The sequence below is a fragment of the Streptococcus symci genome, assembly GCF_006385165.1.
GTDB lineage: Bacteria > Bacillota > Bacilli > Lactobacillales > Streptococcaceae > Streptococcus > Streptococcus symci.
The window spans coordinates 816866-832452 of sequence record NZ_VFJA01000001.1 but is presented as its reverse complement, the minus strand read 5'-3'; the positions used below and the strand labels follow the sequence as shown (position 1 = coordinate 832452).

General features: G+C 39.8%; 13 protein-coding genes and 1 other annotated feature. All 13 genes read right to left on the bottom strand.

The annotated features are described in order from the left end of the window. Positions 1-98: 98 nt before the first annotated feature. Positions 99-428, bottom strand: coding sequence for a metal-sulfur cluster assembly factor (locus FJN11_RS04030; protein ID WP_000331925.1), 330 nt, complete (start codon positions 426-428; stop codon positions 99-101). A gap of 14 nt (positions 429-442) precedes the next feature. Then, the gene (gene rpoD / locus FJN11_RS04025; protein ID WP_045611498.1) at positions 443-1552 is read right to left on the bottom strand and encodes an RNA polymerase sigma factor RpoD; all 1110 of its coding nucleotides are present in this window, start codon (positions 1550-1552) and stop codon (positions 443-445) included. A 2-nt stretch (positions 1553-1554) separates the two neighbouring features. After that, positions 1555-3315, bottom strand: coding sequence for a DNA primase (gene dnaG, locus FJN11_RS04020; protein WP_140224123.1), 1761 nt, complete (start codon positions 3313-3315; stop codon positions 1555-1557). Positions 3316-3404: 89 nt separating this feature from the next. Next, positions 3405-4163, bottom strand: coding sequence for an ABC transporter ATP-binding protein (locus FJN11_RS04015; RefSeq protein WP_140224122.1), 759 nt, complete (start codon positions 4161-4163; stop codon positions 3405-3407). Continuing rightward, complete coding sequence (locus FJN11_RS04010; protein WP_004234420.1) at positions 4160-5026, bottom strand: ABC transporter permease; 867 nt, start codon at positions 5024-5026, stop codon at positions 4160-4162. The genes FJN11_RS04015 and FJN11_RS04010 overlap by 4 nt, the downstream gene beginning before the upstream one ends. A gap of 75 nt (positions 5027-5101) precedes the next feature. Continuing rightward, a complete protein-coding gene (gene trpX, locus FJN11_RS04005) occupies positions 5102-6097 on the bottom strand; it encodes a tryptophan ABC transporter substrate-binding protein (protein ID WP_140224121.1) in 996 nt (331 codons plus the stop codon). 113 nt (positions 6098-6210) lie between these two features. Further along, positions 6211-6428: a binding site (T-box leader), on the bottom strand. Positions 6429-6524: 96 nt separating this feature from the next. Next, a complete protein-coding gene (gene ppc / locus FJN11_RS04000; RefSeq protein WP_125430002.1) occupies positions 6525-9221 on the bottom strand; it encodes a phosphoenolpyruvate carboxylase in 2697 nt (898 codons plus the stop codon). A gap of 24 nt (positions 9222-9245) precedes the next feature. After that, a complete protein-coding gene (ftsW, locus tag FJN11_RS03995; protein WP_125430000.1) occupies positions 9246-10469 on the bottom strand; it encodes a cell division peptidoglycan polymerase FtsW in 1224 nt (407 codons plus the stop codon). Between the two features lie 160 nt (positions 10470-10629). Beyond that, entirely contained in the window at positions 10630-11568 is a 939-nt protein-coding gene (prsA, locus tag FJN11_RS03990; RefSeq protein WP_061864126.1) for a peptidylprolyl isomerase PrsA, read from the bottom strand. 66 nt (positions 11569-11634) lie between these two features. Beyond that, positions 11635-12348 carry an O-methyltransferase gene (locus FJN11_RS03985; RefSeq protein WP_083320562.1) on the bottom strand — a complete coding sequence of 238 codons (714 nt, stop codon included), beginning with the start codon at positions 12346-12348 and terminating at the stop codon, positions 11635-11637. Between the two features lies 1 nt (position 12349). Next, entirely contained in the window at positions 12350-14152 is a 1803-nt protein-coding gene (pepF, locus tag FJN11_RS03980; protein WP_140224120.1) for an oligoendopeptidase F, read from the bottom strand. 18 nt (positions 14153-14170) lie between these two features. Then, on the bottom strand, positions 14171-15124 hold the full coding sequence (locus tag FJN11_RS03975; RefSeq protein ID WP_049491801.1) for a competence protein CoiA: 954 nt from the start codon (positions 15122-15124) through the stop codon (positions 14171-14173). A gap of 77 nt (positions 15125-15201) precedes the next feature. Beyond that, positions 15202-15579, bottom strand: a complete 378-nt coding sequence (locus FJN11_RS03970) for a type II toxin-antitoxin system HicB family antitoxin (protein ID WP_070478920.1) — start codon at positions 15577-15579, stop codon at positions 15202-15204. Positions 15580-15587 lie beyond the last annotated feature (8 nt).

The following is a 15587-nucleotide window of genomic DNA, read 5'->3' as shown; positions in this document are numbered from 1 at the left end:
TTTCTTTGAATAAAATCAGCAAAAGAAAGGAGAGACTAGAGGAAAAGAGGGGGAAATTTCCTCGCTTTTCCAATAATCTCTCACATGCTATTATATGTTTACTTAATGCCCAGGGCAATGCGTGCATAGCGACTCATTTTTTCAACGGTCCAGGCTGGATACCAGACTAATTTGACCTCAGTATCCGTTACTTCTGGAACCTCTGTCATAGCATCATAAATCTGGTCCGTCAAAAGGTCTGCTAGGGGACAACCCATAGTTGTCAAAGTCATATCAATCTCTGTTTGTCCAGTGTCGCCGTCAAAACGAATCTCATAAATCAAGCCAAGATTGACAATATCGATTCCCAACTCAGGGTCAATAACTTCTTCCAAGGCTGATAAAATTCGTGTTTTGATGTTTTCAATTTGCTCTTCTGTATAAGCCATATTCATCCTCACTCTTAGTCTTCAATAAAATCACGAAGCGGTTTGCTGCGACTTGGTTGGCGTAGTTTTCTCAAAGCTTTAGCTTCAATCTGACGGATACGCTCGCGAGTCACGTTAAAGACTTTACCCACATCTTCAAGGGTACGCATTTTACCATCATCTAGCCCAAAACGCAGACGCAAAACATTTTCTTCACGGTCTGTAAGAGTATCCAAGACCTCATCCAACTGCTCACGCAAGACGATACGAGTTGTATAGTCCACTGGATTTTCAATCACTTCATCTTCGATAAAGTCTCCAAGGTGGCTATCATCCTCTTCACCGATTGGAGTTTCAAGGGATACCGGTTCTTGGGCAATCTTCAAGATTTCACGAACCTTATCAGGTGTCATATCCATTCGTTCAGCGATTTGTTCTGGTGTTGGATCTTGTCCCAATTCTTGAAGGAGATTACGCTGTTCACGAACCAATTTATTGATAGTTTCAACCATGTGAACTGGGATACGGATGGTACGAGCTTGATCAGCAATAGCACGAGTGATGGCCTGACGAATCCACCAAGTTGCATAAGTTGAGAACTTGAATCCTTTAGAATAGTCAAACTTGTCAACCGCCTTCATCAAGCCCATGTTCCCTTCTTGAATCAAGTCAAGAAACTGCATACCACGGCCGACATAGCGTTTAGCAATAGAAACAACCAAACGAAGGTTGGCTTCCGCAAGACGTTGTTTGGCTTCGATATCACCCGCTTCAACAGCTAGTGCCAATTCTTTTTCCTCTTCATTGGTCAAGAGAGGAACGACTCCGATTTCTTTCAAGTACATACGAACAGGGTCATTGACCTTAGCAGAAGTTGACCCAATCAAGTCCTCATCGCTGAGTTCTGGTTCTTCTTCAGAGCTAAGAACACGAGCACTCGGATTTCCTTCGTTATCTGTGATAGAAATCCCTGCATCCTGAATTCGTTGCAAGAGATCTTCAATCCCATCAGCGTCCAAGGTAAAAGGAATAACCAGACTTGCGTTGATTTCATCATCAGTTGCTGTCCCTTTTTGTTTATGATTACGGATAAATTCTGCTACTTGTACGTCAAATGTTGTTACTTCTTTTTGTTTTGTTGCCATTATTACTCCATTCTTCTCTTTTGGGAAATTAAACGTTCCAATTCTTCTAAGGCTGTGTCGGTATCTCCTACATGGCTAGCTTCCTGCACCTTCTTTTTGATTCTCATATTGGCCTGATTCAAGAGAGCCTTGTTTCGAGTCATTTCTACTTCACTTAGTTCCTGAGGTGACATCTCAGATGGTAAATTCTGAGCTAAAACTTGATACCATGCTCTTTCAACTTCCTCTGTCTGCTCTGCTAAAACTTCCGGAGGAAGATTGCCATACTGGCCAAGCAAGTCATATAAGACCTGAAATTCAGGTGTGTCAAATGAAAAGTCTTCTCGCAAGCGGTAATCATTCAAAACAAGAGGGGATTCCATCATTCGATAAAGTAGATGAGCTTCTGCCCTCATAATAGCCGATAACTGCTTGGTGACAGGCATAGTGATTGACGTCGGTCTGGAAATTCCTTCCATGCGATTCTGCCTTTGTGCCTGACGACTCTCATTAACAATCTGCTCAATCTGGGCATAATCAAAGGACGCCAGACTGTCAGCTAAAATATGAATATAGCTGTTCTGAGCAGTGATGGACTTTTCTTGAACAATCAAGGGAGCTATTTTTTCAATAAACTCAATCTGTGCCTGCAGATTTTCACTATTTTCAGGTTTGTACTGGTGAATGTAGAACTCAATCGGACTAATACGAGTTTTCGTTAATAGATAGGCCAAGTCTTCTGGACCATTTTTTTGTAGATATTCATCTGGATCCAAGTTATCAGGCATGCTGACAATCTGCACAGGCATATCTCCAATTTCATCCAATGCTTTCAAAGTCGCGGCTTGCCCAGCCTTATCGCCATCATAAACAAGAATCAACTTCTTGGTTAACCTTTTCAGATGCTCAACATGTTCTCGACTCAAGGCTGTTCCCATAGATGCGACAGCATTTTCGATTCCAGCCCGATAGGCTGCGATTACATCCATGAACCCTTCCATCAGGTAAATCTCACTGGCTTTACCAGAAGATTTTTTTGCCCTATCCATATGATATAATTCGTAACTTTTGTTAAAAATTGCAGTCGATCTGCTATTTTTATACTTAGAAGTTTGTGAATCCGTTTTCTGCCAGATACGACCTGAGAAGGCAATGACCTTTCCTTGGTCATTTGTCAGGGGAAACATAATCCGATTGTGAAAGGTGTCTACAAATTGATTTGCATCTGAGAGGTAAAACAGTCCTGAATCTAGGAAATCCTCATCACGATACTGACCAGACAAACGTTGATGAAGATAGTTGCGTTCTGGAGGTGCCAAACCAATCCGAAAATGCTTGAGCACTTCATCTGTCAAACCACGCTGATAAAGGTAGTTTCTGGCCTCTTCCCCCATAGTCGTTGTCATGAGAATAGCATGATAAAATTTGGCAGCATCTTCGTGCATATCATAAAGAGATTGGTGGGGTGAAGCTGGCTTTTGCTCACTATAAAGTGGTTTTTCTACCTCAATCCCGACACGCTGACCTAAGATTTGGACAGCCTCCATAAAGGGAACCCCTTGGTACTCCTCGATGAACTTAAAGACGTCACCTGAGCGACCACAACCAAAACAGTGGTAAAACTGCTTGTCCTCTACAACGTTGAAAGAAGGTGTTTTTTCACCATGAAAAGGACAGAGCCCTAGATAGTTCCGTCCTGCCTTTTGTAAAGAAATCACATCTCCTATGACTTCCACAATGTTGGCATTGTTTTTGATTTCTTCAATGACTTGTTTGTCAACCATACACAATACCTCCATGTTATCATAGTTTACTTTATATAGTATACTTTATTTCAGAAAAAAAGTAAACCATTTCACTCATTTTCCCTACTTTATTCAAAGAGCTGATAATAATCAGAGATTTTCATTTTTGCTTTTTCTTCTTGTTTCAAATCTTGGATAATTCGTCCTTCTTTCATAACAATCAAGCGATTTCCATATTTGAGAGCATCTTCCATATGGTGGGTAATCATAAGCGCTGTCAGCTGGTCTTTCTTGACAAATTCATCCGTCAATTCCATCAAGGCCACACTGGTCTTTGGATCAAGGGCTGCAGTATGCTCGTCTAACAAGAGTAATTCAGGACGCTTCAAGGTTGCCATCAAGAGACTCAAAGCCTGTCTTTGTCCACCTGATAAGAACTCAATCGGTGTATTCAAGTGTTTCTCAAGGCCGTTCCCTACTTTTTCAATGGTTGCCTGAAACTCATCCTTAAAACTAGTCAAGCGTCGTGGTAACAGTCCACGCTTTTCACCACGAAACTTGGCAATCAAGAGATTCTCAGCCACCGTCATACGAGGAGCTGTCCCCATCTTGGGATCTTGGAAGACTCGAGACAGATACTTAGCCCGCTTCTCTGGTGAAAACTTGGTAACATCTTCACCCAAAATACGGATGGTTCCACTGGTTAATGACAAGGTTCCTGCAATAGTGTTAAAGAGAGTTGACTTCCCAGCACCATTTCCACCTAAAATCGTGATAAAGTCCTGTTCAAAAATTTCTAAGGAAACATCATTTAAAATAATCTTTTCTTCATCAAAGCCATTTTTAACGACTTTGGTTGCATTTTTTAATTCTACAATTGTTGTCATTTGCTTAATTTGGCTCCTTTCAAGATTGTTTGCTTAAATGTTGGAATCATGAGGCAGACTGCTAAAATCACGGCGCTGTACAAACGAAGGTAACTTGTATTAAAGCCAAGGGCAATAACTGCCCACACTAAGAATTGATAAGCGATAGAACCTACAACGATGGTAACCAGACGTTCTGCCAAGCTCAAACTCTTGAAGATAACTTCTCCAATAATCAAACTTGCAAGCCCCACAACTATAACCCCGATTCCTCTAGATACATCGGCATACCCTTCTTGCTGGGCAATGAGAGCTCCTGCAAGGGCAATCACACCATTTGATAAGACCAAGCCCATGAGCTCCATGCGTCCAGTATGAATCCCGAAACTTCTAGCCATATCAGGATTGTCACCTGTAGCAATATAGGCTTGTCCGAGTTTAGTGTCCAAGAAAAAGAGCATGAGAGCAATGACAAGACTTACAAAGATGAGACCTGTCAAGAGTTGATTCAAATCTGAATCAAAAGGCAAAACATCCTGTATTTGCTTGGTTCCAAGCAGGCCTAAATTCGCACGTCCCATAATCAAGAGCATGATAGAGTGACAGGAAGTCATCACCAAAATCCCTGAGAGCAAAGTTGGGATCTTCCCTTTTGTATAAAGAAGTCCTGCTGCCATTCCAGCCAAACAACCTGCTCCTACAGCAACAAGCGTCGCTAAAAAGGGATTCACGCCTTTCGTTATCAGAGTAACAGCAACAGCTCCCCCAAGAGGGAAGGAACCTTCTGTCGTCATATCTGGAAAGTTTAAAATCCTAAATGTCATAAAGATTCCCAGACCTAAAATAGCCCAGACAAATCCTTGAGAAATAATAGATAATATCATCTGTTTCTTAACCTTTTCTATATGATTTCTATTGTAAAAAATTGGAGGAGATGTCCCCAACTCCTCCATTGTAGATTATTCAATCACTTGTCCTGCTTCTTTTAGAACAGATTCAGGAATCGTAATACCTAGTTCTTGTGCCAATTTTTTGTTAATTACTGACTTACCAGTTGAAAATACATTGACTGGAGTATCAGCTGGTTTTGCACCTTTCAAAACTTGTGCAATCATTTTACCTGTTGCCACACCGAGATCATGTTGATCAACTACAACTGATGCCAAACCACCTGCTTCTACCATGGCAGTTGCGCTTGGGTAGATTGGTTTTTTAGCTGATTGGTTGCTTGATACAACAGTTGAAAAGGCAGATGCGATTGTGTTATCGATTGGAACCCAGATAGCATCAACCTTGCTAGTCATAACGTTAACTGTTGAAGCAATTTCATTTGTTGAAGGAACAGCAAATGTTTCTACAGTCAAACCTGCTTTTTCAGCATAAGCCTTAAATTCTTCTACCTGAGTTTTTGAATTGTCTTCGCTGCTTGAGTAAAGAGCTCCGATTGTTTTCACATTTGGTGTCAAAGCCTTGATGAGTTCAACTTGTTGTTGAGCTGGATTGTGGTCAGATACCCCTGTGATGTTGCCACCTGGTTTTTTCAAATCTTTAACCAAGTTCGCACCAATTGGGTCTGTAATAGCGGCCATGATAACTGGTAGGTCTTTTGTGGCACTAGCCAAACCTTGAGCAGCTGGTGTTGCAATACCAACCACAAGGTCATTCCCATTTGCAACCAATTGTTTACTCATTGTCGCAACCTTACTTTGGTCGCCTTCTGAGTTCATAAAATCGATTTTAAGTTGATCATCTTTATAACCTTCTTCTGCAAGTCCATCTTGTATCCCTTTATAAATCAAATCAAGAGAGGGATGACTCACAAACTGAAGAACACCAACTTTGGCAACTTTCTTCTCATTCTTAGCGTCTGGTTTATTCATTGAAGAGTAAATCAAGCTTCCTGCTACTAAGACTGCTAATGCAGCGATAATTCCAATTAAACGTTTATTTTTCATTCTATTTCTCCTTTTTATTTCCTTATAAAATACTTCACTTATCTAAACAAGCGACGCCATCGTTTTCTTTCCATACTAACCTCCATCAAAAAAGTCCTCACACAAAAAACTTGTGTGAGGACGTCGATGCGCGGTACCACCTCAATTATAGGGAATTTCCCTATCGCTCTGTCTCGCAATAACGAGGTGCACTGTAAGGTGTGCTCACCGAATTTTTATGATTTCAAATTCTAAATAACATCCAGCCCAATTTTCATCATCACCACTTATCTGTTTTCAGCTACCACAGACTCTCTAAAAAGTTTGTATGATTACTTTTCTGAATGGTTAAATTATATCATTTTTCAACTACTTGTCAAGGCTCTTTTAGCATTTTTTTGAACTATTCAAAAACTTCCCCTATGGAAAAGAGGAAGTTTGATAGGTATCAGCCTGAATTACGCAATCCTGTTGCAATTCCGTTGATGGTTGTATGGATTAATTTTTCTTGGTCGCTTGATAATTCTCCTCGGCGTTGACGTTTAATCAACTCCAACTGGATATAGTTGAGGATATTAAAGTAAGGCATACGATAATCCAAACTTGCTTTTAGATATGGATTTTCAGCCAAGAGTTCATCGTAACCTTCGATAGCCAAGATGACTTCCTTGGTAACTTGCCATTCATTTAGAATAGTCTCATAGATTGCTTTTACTTCTTCATCCTCACACAGTTTGGCATATTCAAAAGCAATGTTCATATTTGATTTTGATAAGACCATGTCGACATTTGAAAGAAGCGATTGGAAGAAAGGCCAGTTTTGGTACATATCTCGTAAGATAGCGATATTCTCTGGATTTTTATCGATAAATTCCTTGAAGCTTGAACCAACCCCATACCAGCCAGGGAACATGACGCGACTTTGCGACCATGAGAAGACCCAAGGGATAGCTCGCAAACCACCGATTTCAGTAATAGTCTTACGAGCGGCTGGACGAGAACCAATATTAAAGCTTGAAATAGCCTTGATTGGACTTGACTCAAAGAAATAATCATAGAAATGGTCATTACCAAAGACCAAATCACGGTAGATATCATAACTACGGTCCACCACTTGATCCATAATAGCTTCATAGCGATTGGATGTATTGGTATCACTCTTCTTCTGCGTAATCATACGATTAATGGCCGCTGAAACAAGCATTTCAAGGTTATAGTAAGCTGCGTCTTTGTTACCGTATTTATTCCCAATTACTTCACCCTGCTCCGTCAAGCGGATACGATCCTTAATGGACTTGAGCGGTTGAGATGTGATGGCTTCATAGGTTGGTCCACCACCACGACCGACAGTACCACCACGGCCATGGAAGAAAGTAACCTTAACGCCAAATTCATCTCCAATAGCAGTCAATTGTTGTTGAGCCTTGTAGAGGGTCCAACATGATGATAGGTAGCCACCATCTTTATTACTATCAGAGTAACCAAGCATGATTTCTTGGTAGTTATTACGTGAAGCAATCCATTTTTTAGCAAGAGGAAGAGAAAGGTATTCTCTCATGGTTTCTTCTGAGTGGTCCAAGTCCTCGATTGTTTCAAAGAGAGGAACAATTTGGACACGGGCTCTTTCTTTATCAACTAGCCCTACTTCTTTTAGCAAGATAGCCAATTCCAGCATGTCTGATACGCTGGTTGCATGTGAAATGATAGTCTGACGAATGACATCATCTCCCAACTTATCTTTCAACTTACGAGCAGCCTTAAAGATTGCTAATTCTTTTTCAAGTAACTCTGATTTTTCAACGTGAGTGGCAGAAAGAATACGTGGATCTTCTTCTAATTCTTTCAAAAGAAGCTGGCATTTTTCCTCTTCACTTAGTTCACTATAATGCGAATGAATGCCTGCTGATTTCAAGAGTTCAGCTACACAGGCTTCATGAACACTAGAATCTTGACGCATATCAATAGATGCCAAATAGAAACCAAAAATTTCAACTGCCTGAATTAACTCAACAAAATCACCAGAAATCAGTGCTTCACCCTTGTTTTCCAAGAGGGAATCACGAATGGTAATCAAATCCTTATAAAAATCATTAGCTGATTCATAGCGAGCCCCAACTTCCTTATCCTCAATCAGATAGGTTTTTGTTGCTTGGATTTTTGATTGAATATCAAACAAGGCACGGCGGTAAAGCTCTTTTTCTCGGTAGATCGAGTTATCCTTGGATTGACGAGCCATTTCTCTGACTTGCTTGCTAACATTGACGATACTAGTCGAGAGGGAGAATTCACGATAAAGTTGGTAAATCTTTTCATCATAGTAGTTCATGATGACTTCACACTGGGTCATAGCAGATTGTTTCAAGGTATCTGCTGTAACAAAAGGATTCCCATCACGGTCTCCACCAATCCACATTCCCATGGTAATTGGTTTAGGATGTTTCAATTCTAAGCCATGTTTTTTAGCCAGACGCTTGTACTCAGCAGTCAAATGAGGAACTGCCTTCAGGAATGAACTATTGTAGTATTCCATAACATTCGTGATTTCATTGGTCACTTTCAATTTCTTTTCACGAATCATGTCTGTCTGCATGATAATCTCAATATAACGACGGAGATCATTATGCCATTTTTCCTTATTAATCAAGCCTAATTTCACATCACGATACTTACGCAAGAGGGTATGGATATGGTTAGTCAAATCCAACATACTCTTACGTTGAACTTGTGTTGGATGGGCTGTCAAAACAGGGACAACATTCAAATGTTCTAGAATTTCAACCGCATTTTCTTTTTCAGCAACCATTTTGATTGTTGCTGATAATTTCCCAAGATAATCTTGATCGATATTATTTTGGTGGTTGATTTCATAGGCCAAATCCACGTCTTCTGAAATATTAATCAAGAGAGGCAAGATAGAGAAATAGCGTGAAATATAAGCCATTTCATCATTTGACAGACTAGTAACCAGTTGGTTCAAGCCCTGATAATCTTCTTGAGTTGATAATTCTTTCAACTCCATAATTTTTTCAAAAGTCTCTGGGGCAAGCATATTTTTAGTGATATCTTCTAACAATTCTGTTAAAATCAATACTTCTTCTTGCACAACAGCTTTATTACTATAGTTTTCTAATTTTTGAAGAGACATAGGTAATCCTTTCCACTATCAACTCTACATATAGTTTGATGAGTGAGTTTCTAACTCCTCATATAATTGGGCACGTTTTTCACTTGCATCAATATTTAAGACAAAGGCGATGGCTACAGACAAGACTAGGAGACTGTTCCCCCCTTGTGATAGGAAGGGGAAGGTTACTCCTGTCGAAGGAATAATGCCAGAAATTCCACCGATATTGACAAATACCTGTACCAGCATCATCCCCCCAACCCCAATCGCCATCATGGAATTAAAGGGATTCTTAGCACGAATACCGACTAGGATAATTCGTAAAATCAGGAAAAAGACAAGTGCTAAAATCAAGCTGGCTCCCACAAATCCAAACTCTTCAATGACAATTGAAAATACAAAATCTGTATGGGCCTCTGGTAAATAACCACGTTTTTCGATTGAATTTCCTAAGCCTAGACCAAACCAACCACCATTTACCATGGCAAAGTAGGAATTTGCAAGTTGGTGGCCTGCTCCTGCCAAATCAGCAAAGGGATTAAAGTAGGCACTGAAACGCTTAGCAACGTAACCAAATACTGGAACTTTTGAAAACTTATCAACCCCGATAATAGAAATAGCTGATAAGGATAGGGCTGAAACTCCTACCAATACACCGATAAAGGCTATAAACCAACGATGAGCAATCCCACTAACTGTATACATAATCAAGGCGACCAGAGCTAGGATGGTAGCATTCCCCAAATCTGGGAAAATAGCTAAACTTCCTATCATTACTAGTAGGACGAAGCGCCAATCATTAAAAGCACGAGGAATCCATTGATTTTGAGTTAAAACTTGAAAATCGTAAATCCCAATTTCATCCTGTTGTTTTGAGAAACGTTGGGCCAAGTACCAGACGATGATAATCTTCAAATACTCAGCTGGCTGAATGGTCAAAGGTCCTACTGAAATCCAACCATAGGCTCCATTGACTGGCGTACCAATTAAGCGAGCCAGAGCCAAAAGAATCAGCTCAACAAACATAATAATAAATAGCAGTCTTTCTTTTCTTAAAAAATTCAGTTTCAGCTTATATATCAAGGCAATCAATATTAAACTAAGTATCCAAAACATTCCCTGACTTCGAACCAATTGGAGGGCACTTTTACCTTCTTCGATAAGAATGGCACTGGTTGTAGAATAAACTACAATCAAGCCCAAAATAGATAAAAGTAAGTAAGGGACTAGAATAGAATAGTTTAACAGGTGCCTCTTACTAATCTTCATAGTATCACCAATCTAATGAGAACAAAAGAAATTATTCCCAAATTCCGCTTATTTTCTAGTTTTGATTGCTATTATACCATTTTTTCCGAAAGAAAAAAACTCTTACCCTTAAGATAATAGATTTTCTCATAAGAAAAAGAGCGCTTGGCTCTTTTCTGTTTTATTCTTTTGAAGAACTGCTTGAGCTTGAATCTCCACCACCGATATATTGGGTAAAGATATTTTGGAAGGCTTGATCTTTAACCTTGATATTGGCTGCTTGCAATTCTTTTCCGACAATACTTTGAACAAATGATGCATCATTTTGTTTTTGAGTCAAGATAACAGTTTTCAATTTTTCTTTGTAGTCATCGATATTAGATGACTTTTCTGTTTTCTTAATGAGTTTTACAATGTAATATTGACTGCTGTATGCTTGAGTACCAGTAGCTGTAATGACATCAGAAATGCCATTAACATCCAAGGCAAAAGCTGCCTTCTTAACTTGATCTGGTACCTCTGTTGAAGCTGAATCAAAAGTGATTTCACCACCGTTCGCTTTGGTTTTCTCATCAGTTGAGTTATCTTTAGCTAATTGAGCGAAATCTGCGCCACTTGCCTTAGCTTTTTCGAGGACTTCTTTCGCTTTATCCTCATTATCAAGACGAATAATTTGAGCAGTTACGTCCGGAGTATAGTTCTCAAATGCTTTCTTATAGGCTTCATCAGTTAATTCAGCTTCTGCAGCCTTTTTAACTGCAAATTCAACTAATTTACTTGTACGAATTTGTGCTTTACGTGTTTCAAGAGTCATACCTGATTGTGATAAGACACGTTGGTAATTCTCACCATATTGTTTTTCTTCTCCAGAAATGATTTCATCGATTTCTTTCTCATCTACCTCTGAGCCATATTGCTTCTCAAATACTTTTTGAATGGTCATGTTCAACAAGACTTGTTGGGCTGAAGGATTGATTTTCACTTGCTCATAAAATTGATGTTCTGTGATGACATCCCCTTTCATGCTGATAAGGTCTGCCCCTTCTGAACCTTTCGAACAAGCTGCTAAAGTTGCTACTGATAATAGTGTAATGGCACCTGCCAATAGTTTTTTCTTCATGTCTACTCCTTTGAGATAAGTGTTACCCTATCTATTTTACTATATTTTCTTAAATTTTTCTGAAAATTATTCGCTGTCAAGCAATTGAACATCTGCTACATTTTTACGAAGCATGAGAATGCCGTCCCCTAAAGGTACTAATGTTGCAGTGAGTCCTGGATTGTCTAAAGTTGCATCAAATAATCTTTGAAGGCCTCGATAAATAGTTCGCTGGCCACGACGAACCTCCATAATGTCCTTGGCAACATCACCACCTTGAAAAATATCATCCAAGACAACCACACCACCGACTTCCAAATGTTTGAGGATTTCTGGCAGAAAGACGATGTATTTAGACTTGGCTGAATCCATAAAGACGAAATCATAGGACTCTGTCAAGGTAGATAAGACATCTACCGCATCTCCTTCTAGGAGCGTAATTTGCTTGCGACTGTCAAACTGGGTGAAATTTTCCTTGGCAAATCCAATCATTTCTGGATTGCGGTCAATGGTTGTAATCTTAGCATTTGGCGCATGTTCAGCCATCAAGAGGGCTGAAAAACCGATAGCCGTCCCTATTTCCAGAATATTTTTAGGTTGTATGGTTTCCATGAGAAAACGGAAATAAGCAACCGTTTCATGGGGAATGATAGGAATATTTTCCTTGCGAGCAAAGTCTTCCAATTCTTTCAAAGAGCCTGTTACTTGCTTTTGACGCTGACGCATCAAGTCTACAATTTCTTCCTTGACAACAGGACGACGCATGTTATGGTTGGCATTCTTACTATACGATTCAACCATCTTATGCCAATCCCAATTTTTCAACAAGGGCTTCAAACTCATTTAAGCGACGTTCAAAGACAGCAAAGGCATCGTTTAGGTAATCTTCCTTCTCCATATCAACACCAGCTTTTCTCATGACATTAAGTGGATAGTCAGACTTACCTGCCTTGAGGTAGTCGATATAGCGGTCACGGTCTTCTTGACTACCATGCACAATCTTTTCAGCCAAGGCTGAGGCTGCTGCAAAGCCAGTTGAATATTGGTATACATAGTAGTTATAGTAGAAGTGTGGAATGCGTGCCCACTCGTACTGGATTTCAGGATTGTCTTCCTTACTCAAACCATAATACTCTTGGTTCAAGTCTGCGTAGAGTTTATTTAAGAAATCACTTGTCAAGACTTCACCATTTTGATCCGCTTGGTGAATGGCGTGTTCAAACTCAGCAAATTGAGTTTGGCGGAAAACTGTTCCACGGAAACCATCTAGGAAGTTATTGAGAATAGCAAAGCGCGTTGCGTCGTCTTCCACTTCTTCCAATAATTTCTCCGTCAAGATATTTTCATTGGTCGTTGATGCAATCTCTGCCAAGAAGATAGAATAATCTCCGTAAACATAAGGTTGCGTTTCACGAGTATAGCTTGAGTGCATACTATGACCTGTTTCATGAACAAGAGTAAAGAGATTGTCTAGATTGTCCTGCCAGTTAAGAAGCATAAAGGCATTGGTATCATAAGAACCACCTGAGTAGGCACCTGAACGCTTGCCTTGGTTTTCGTAAACATCAATCCAACGATCGCTGAAGGCACGTTTAACACGACTCAAGTAATCCTCACCCAAGACTGCCAAGGCTTCTTCGGCCTTTTTCAAAGCTTCCTCGTAAGTAAAACTATATTCAACAGATGAAAGCGGTGTGTAGACATCGTACATCTTAAGGTCTGAAATTCCCAAAATCTTTGAACGAAGTTCAAGGTAACGATGCAAGAGTGGCAAATGCTTGCGAACTGCTGCTACCAAATTGTCATAAACACTTTCTGGAACAAAATTTGCTGCGAGAGCTGCATGACGAGCACTCTTGTAGTTACGAACTTTAGCACGGTAGTTTTGCACCTTAACATTGGTTTGCAAGGTTTTGGCATAGGTGTGTTGGAATTGTTCATAAGTCGCATAAAGGGCTTGATAAGCACCACGGCGAACCTCACGATTTTTAGACTCCATCAAACGTGTGTAAGTCCCATGAGATAGCTGAACCTCCTTACCATCATCGTCGAGGACATAGGGGAAAACAATATCCGCATTGTCCAAGATAGCGAAGGTTTCACTTGCCGAACCAAAGATTTCTCCAGCGCCAGCCAATAATTCTTCTTCACGTTGTGATAGAACGTGTTCCTTGCCTTGCAAAAGCTTGTCAAAATAGTGTTGATAAACCTGCAATTTTGGTTGAGCCTCTAAAAAGGCAGCATACTGCTCTTCACTGATTTCCATAAATTCAGGCTCATAGAATGAAAAGGCTTGGTCTAGCTGGCTGTATAGAGTCATAGCCTTAGCATAGTACTCTTGATACTTGGCTTCACGTGTATCTTGGTCATTCTTCATATGAGCATAAACGTAAAGCTTCTCCATCTGGCGTTCCATTTCAAGAGAAAATTCAGTGATTTCTAGAAGGCTATTCGCACTATCCAGGAGATGTCCTTCATACTGGGCTACTTTCTCCAATTGTTCTGTTAAATCTTTTAAGGCTTCTTCCCAAGCCTGGTCAGTTGGGTAAATCGTTGATAGATCCCATGTATCTTTTTCATTTATTTCATTTCTTTGTAATACCATTAGATTCCTCCATCTTTTCTATTCTACCATATTTTTCAAGAAATATTGCTGATAAAAGGCTGGTGGATAAAGCTTTTGCCAATCATTTTGAGGATTTTCTTGGTAATAGATTTGAAAATACTGATAATAGCGAGTCAAATCTTTCTCAATTTGGCAAAAATTACCTACTAGTGGTCTTATTTGTGGATACCATTCTTTTAGCCCATAAGTCAGGAGATTTTCTCCCTTTTGATATGCTTCTGCTTGTTCTTTCATCCAAAAGGGATTTTGATAGTACAGTTGTTGCTGAATATAGCGACAGATGTCCTTATCCTCAGAAACTGTAAAATGAGATATTTTTTGTTTCTTATAAGGGAAACGCAATATTTCCAATAAACTAGCTTGACCATAGAGAAATTCCTTGATTTGATAATGGAGTTTACCGCGGAGATCTTGGTGAATCAGGTATTTGAGTCTTAAAACTTGTTTTTCACTGTCTAATTCCCAAACATAAAAGCCCACGTTTTGACTAAAATAGAGAAAACCTTGTTGCAGACGAGTCAAACGCTCCTTGAGCCAAAGTTTTTCTCCCAGTAACCACAGTACTTGGTAACCCTGACTACGATAGCCCTCGCTACGCTCTTTAAGAAGTTTCTGTGGCAAGGGACTACACTGAACTTCTAAAGCTAGATTGCCATTTACAAATACATCCGCAATCTGTTTAAGCTCTGGAAGAGGGTATTCTAATTGCACTTCTGTATCTTTTTTCAACCAGTGATAAAGTGATTCTTTATTTGCCAGGTGTTCTGGACTTTCATTTTCAGAGGAAAAATCACAGTCTTTTAAGGTTTTGTGGGCAAAATGGGTCCGGACACTTGGTCCTTGACGCAAACGGAGCTGACCTCCACAAGCTGGGCAGGTGTATGCTTGCTTCTCAAGTTTATCCTCTAACACATTTACCAATTCTCCCCTAGCATCTCTCGCAACAAACATGATTCCCTCCTTTTCTATATTATTCGTAAAAAAGAAAAAAGATCAGGAAATTTCCTAATCTACATCACTCTATAATTTTAGAGTTGCAAGCGATTTTCAAGAGCTTGTGTCAACACTTCAGAATAGTTCACTTTCTCACGATCTGCAAGTCTGACTAGCCACTCTGGAACCGTAACATTTTTTCGAATCGCTTTATTATTCTTTACGAAAGGCAAGGGATTGACCTGAATCAAAGTCACAAATCCATCAGGAGCTTTCAACTCAGCAATGTCACTAGGAGTAGGCAAAGCCAGTCCTTCATCAATATAAGAAGCTAAAACACTCTCAAGCATTTCCCGAGCATTTTTCATTGCAAGTTCAATCGTTGCTCCTTCAGTCCCGCCTCCAAATTCAGGAAATTCAACCCAGTATCCAGTGCCTTCTCTATGAAAAATAGCAGGATAAGATTTTAGCATAATACACC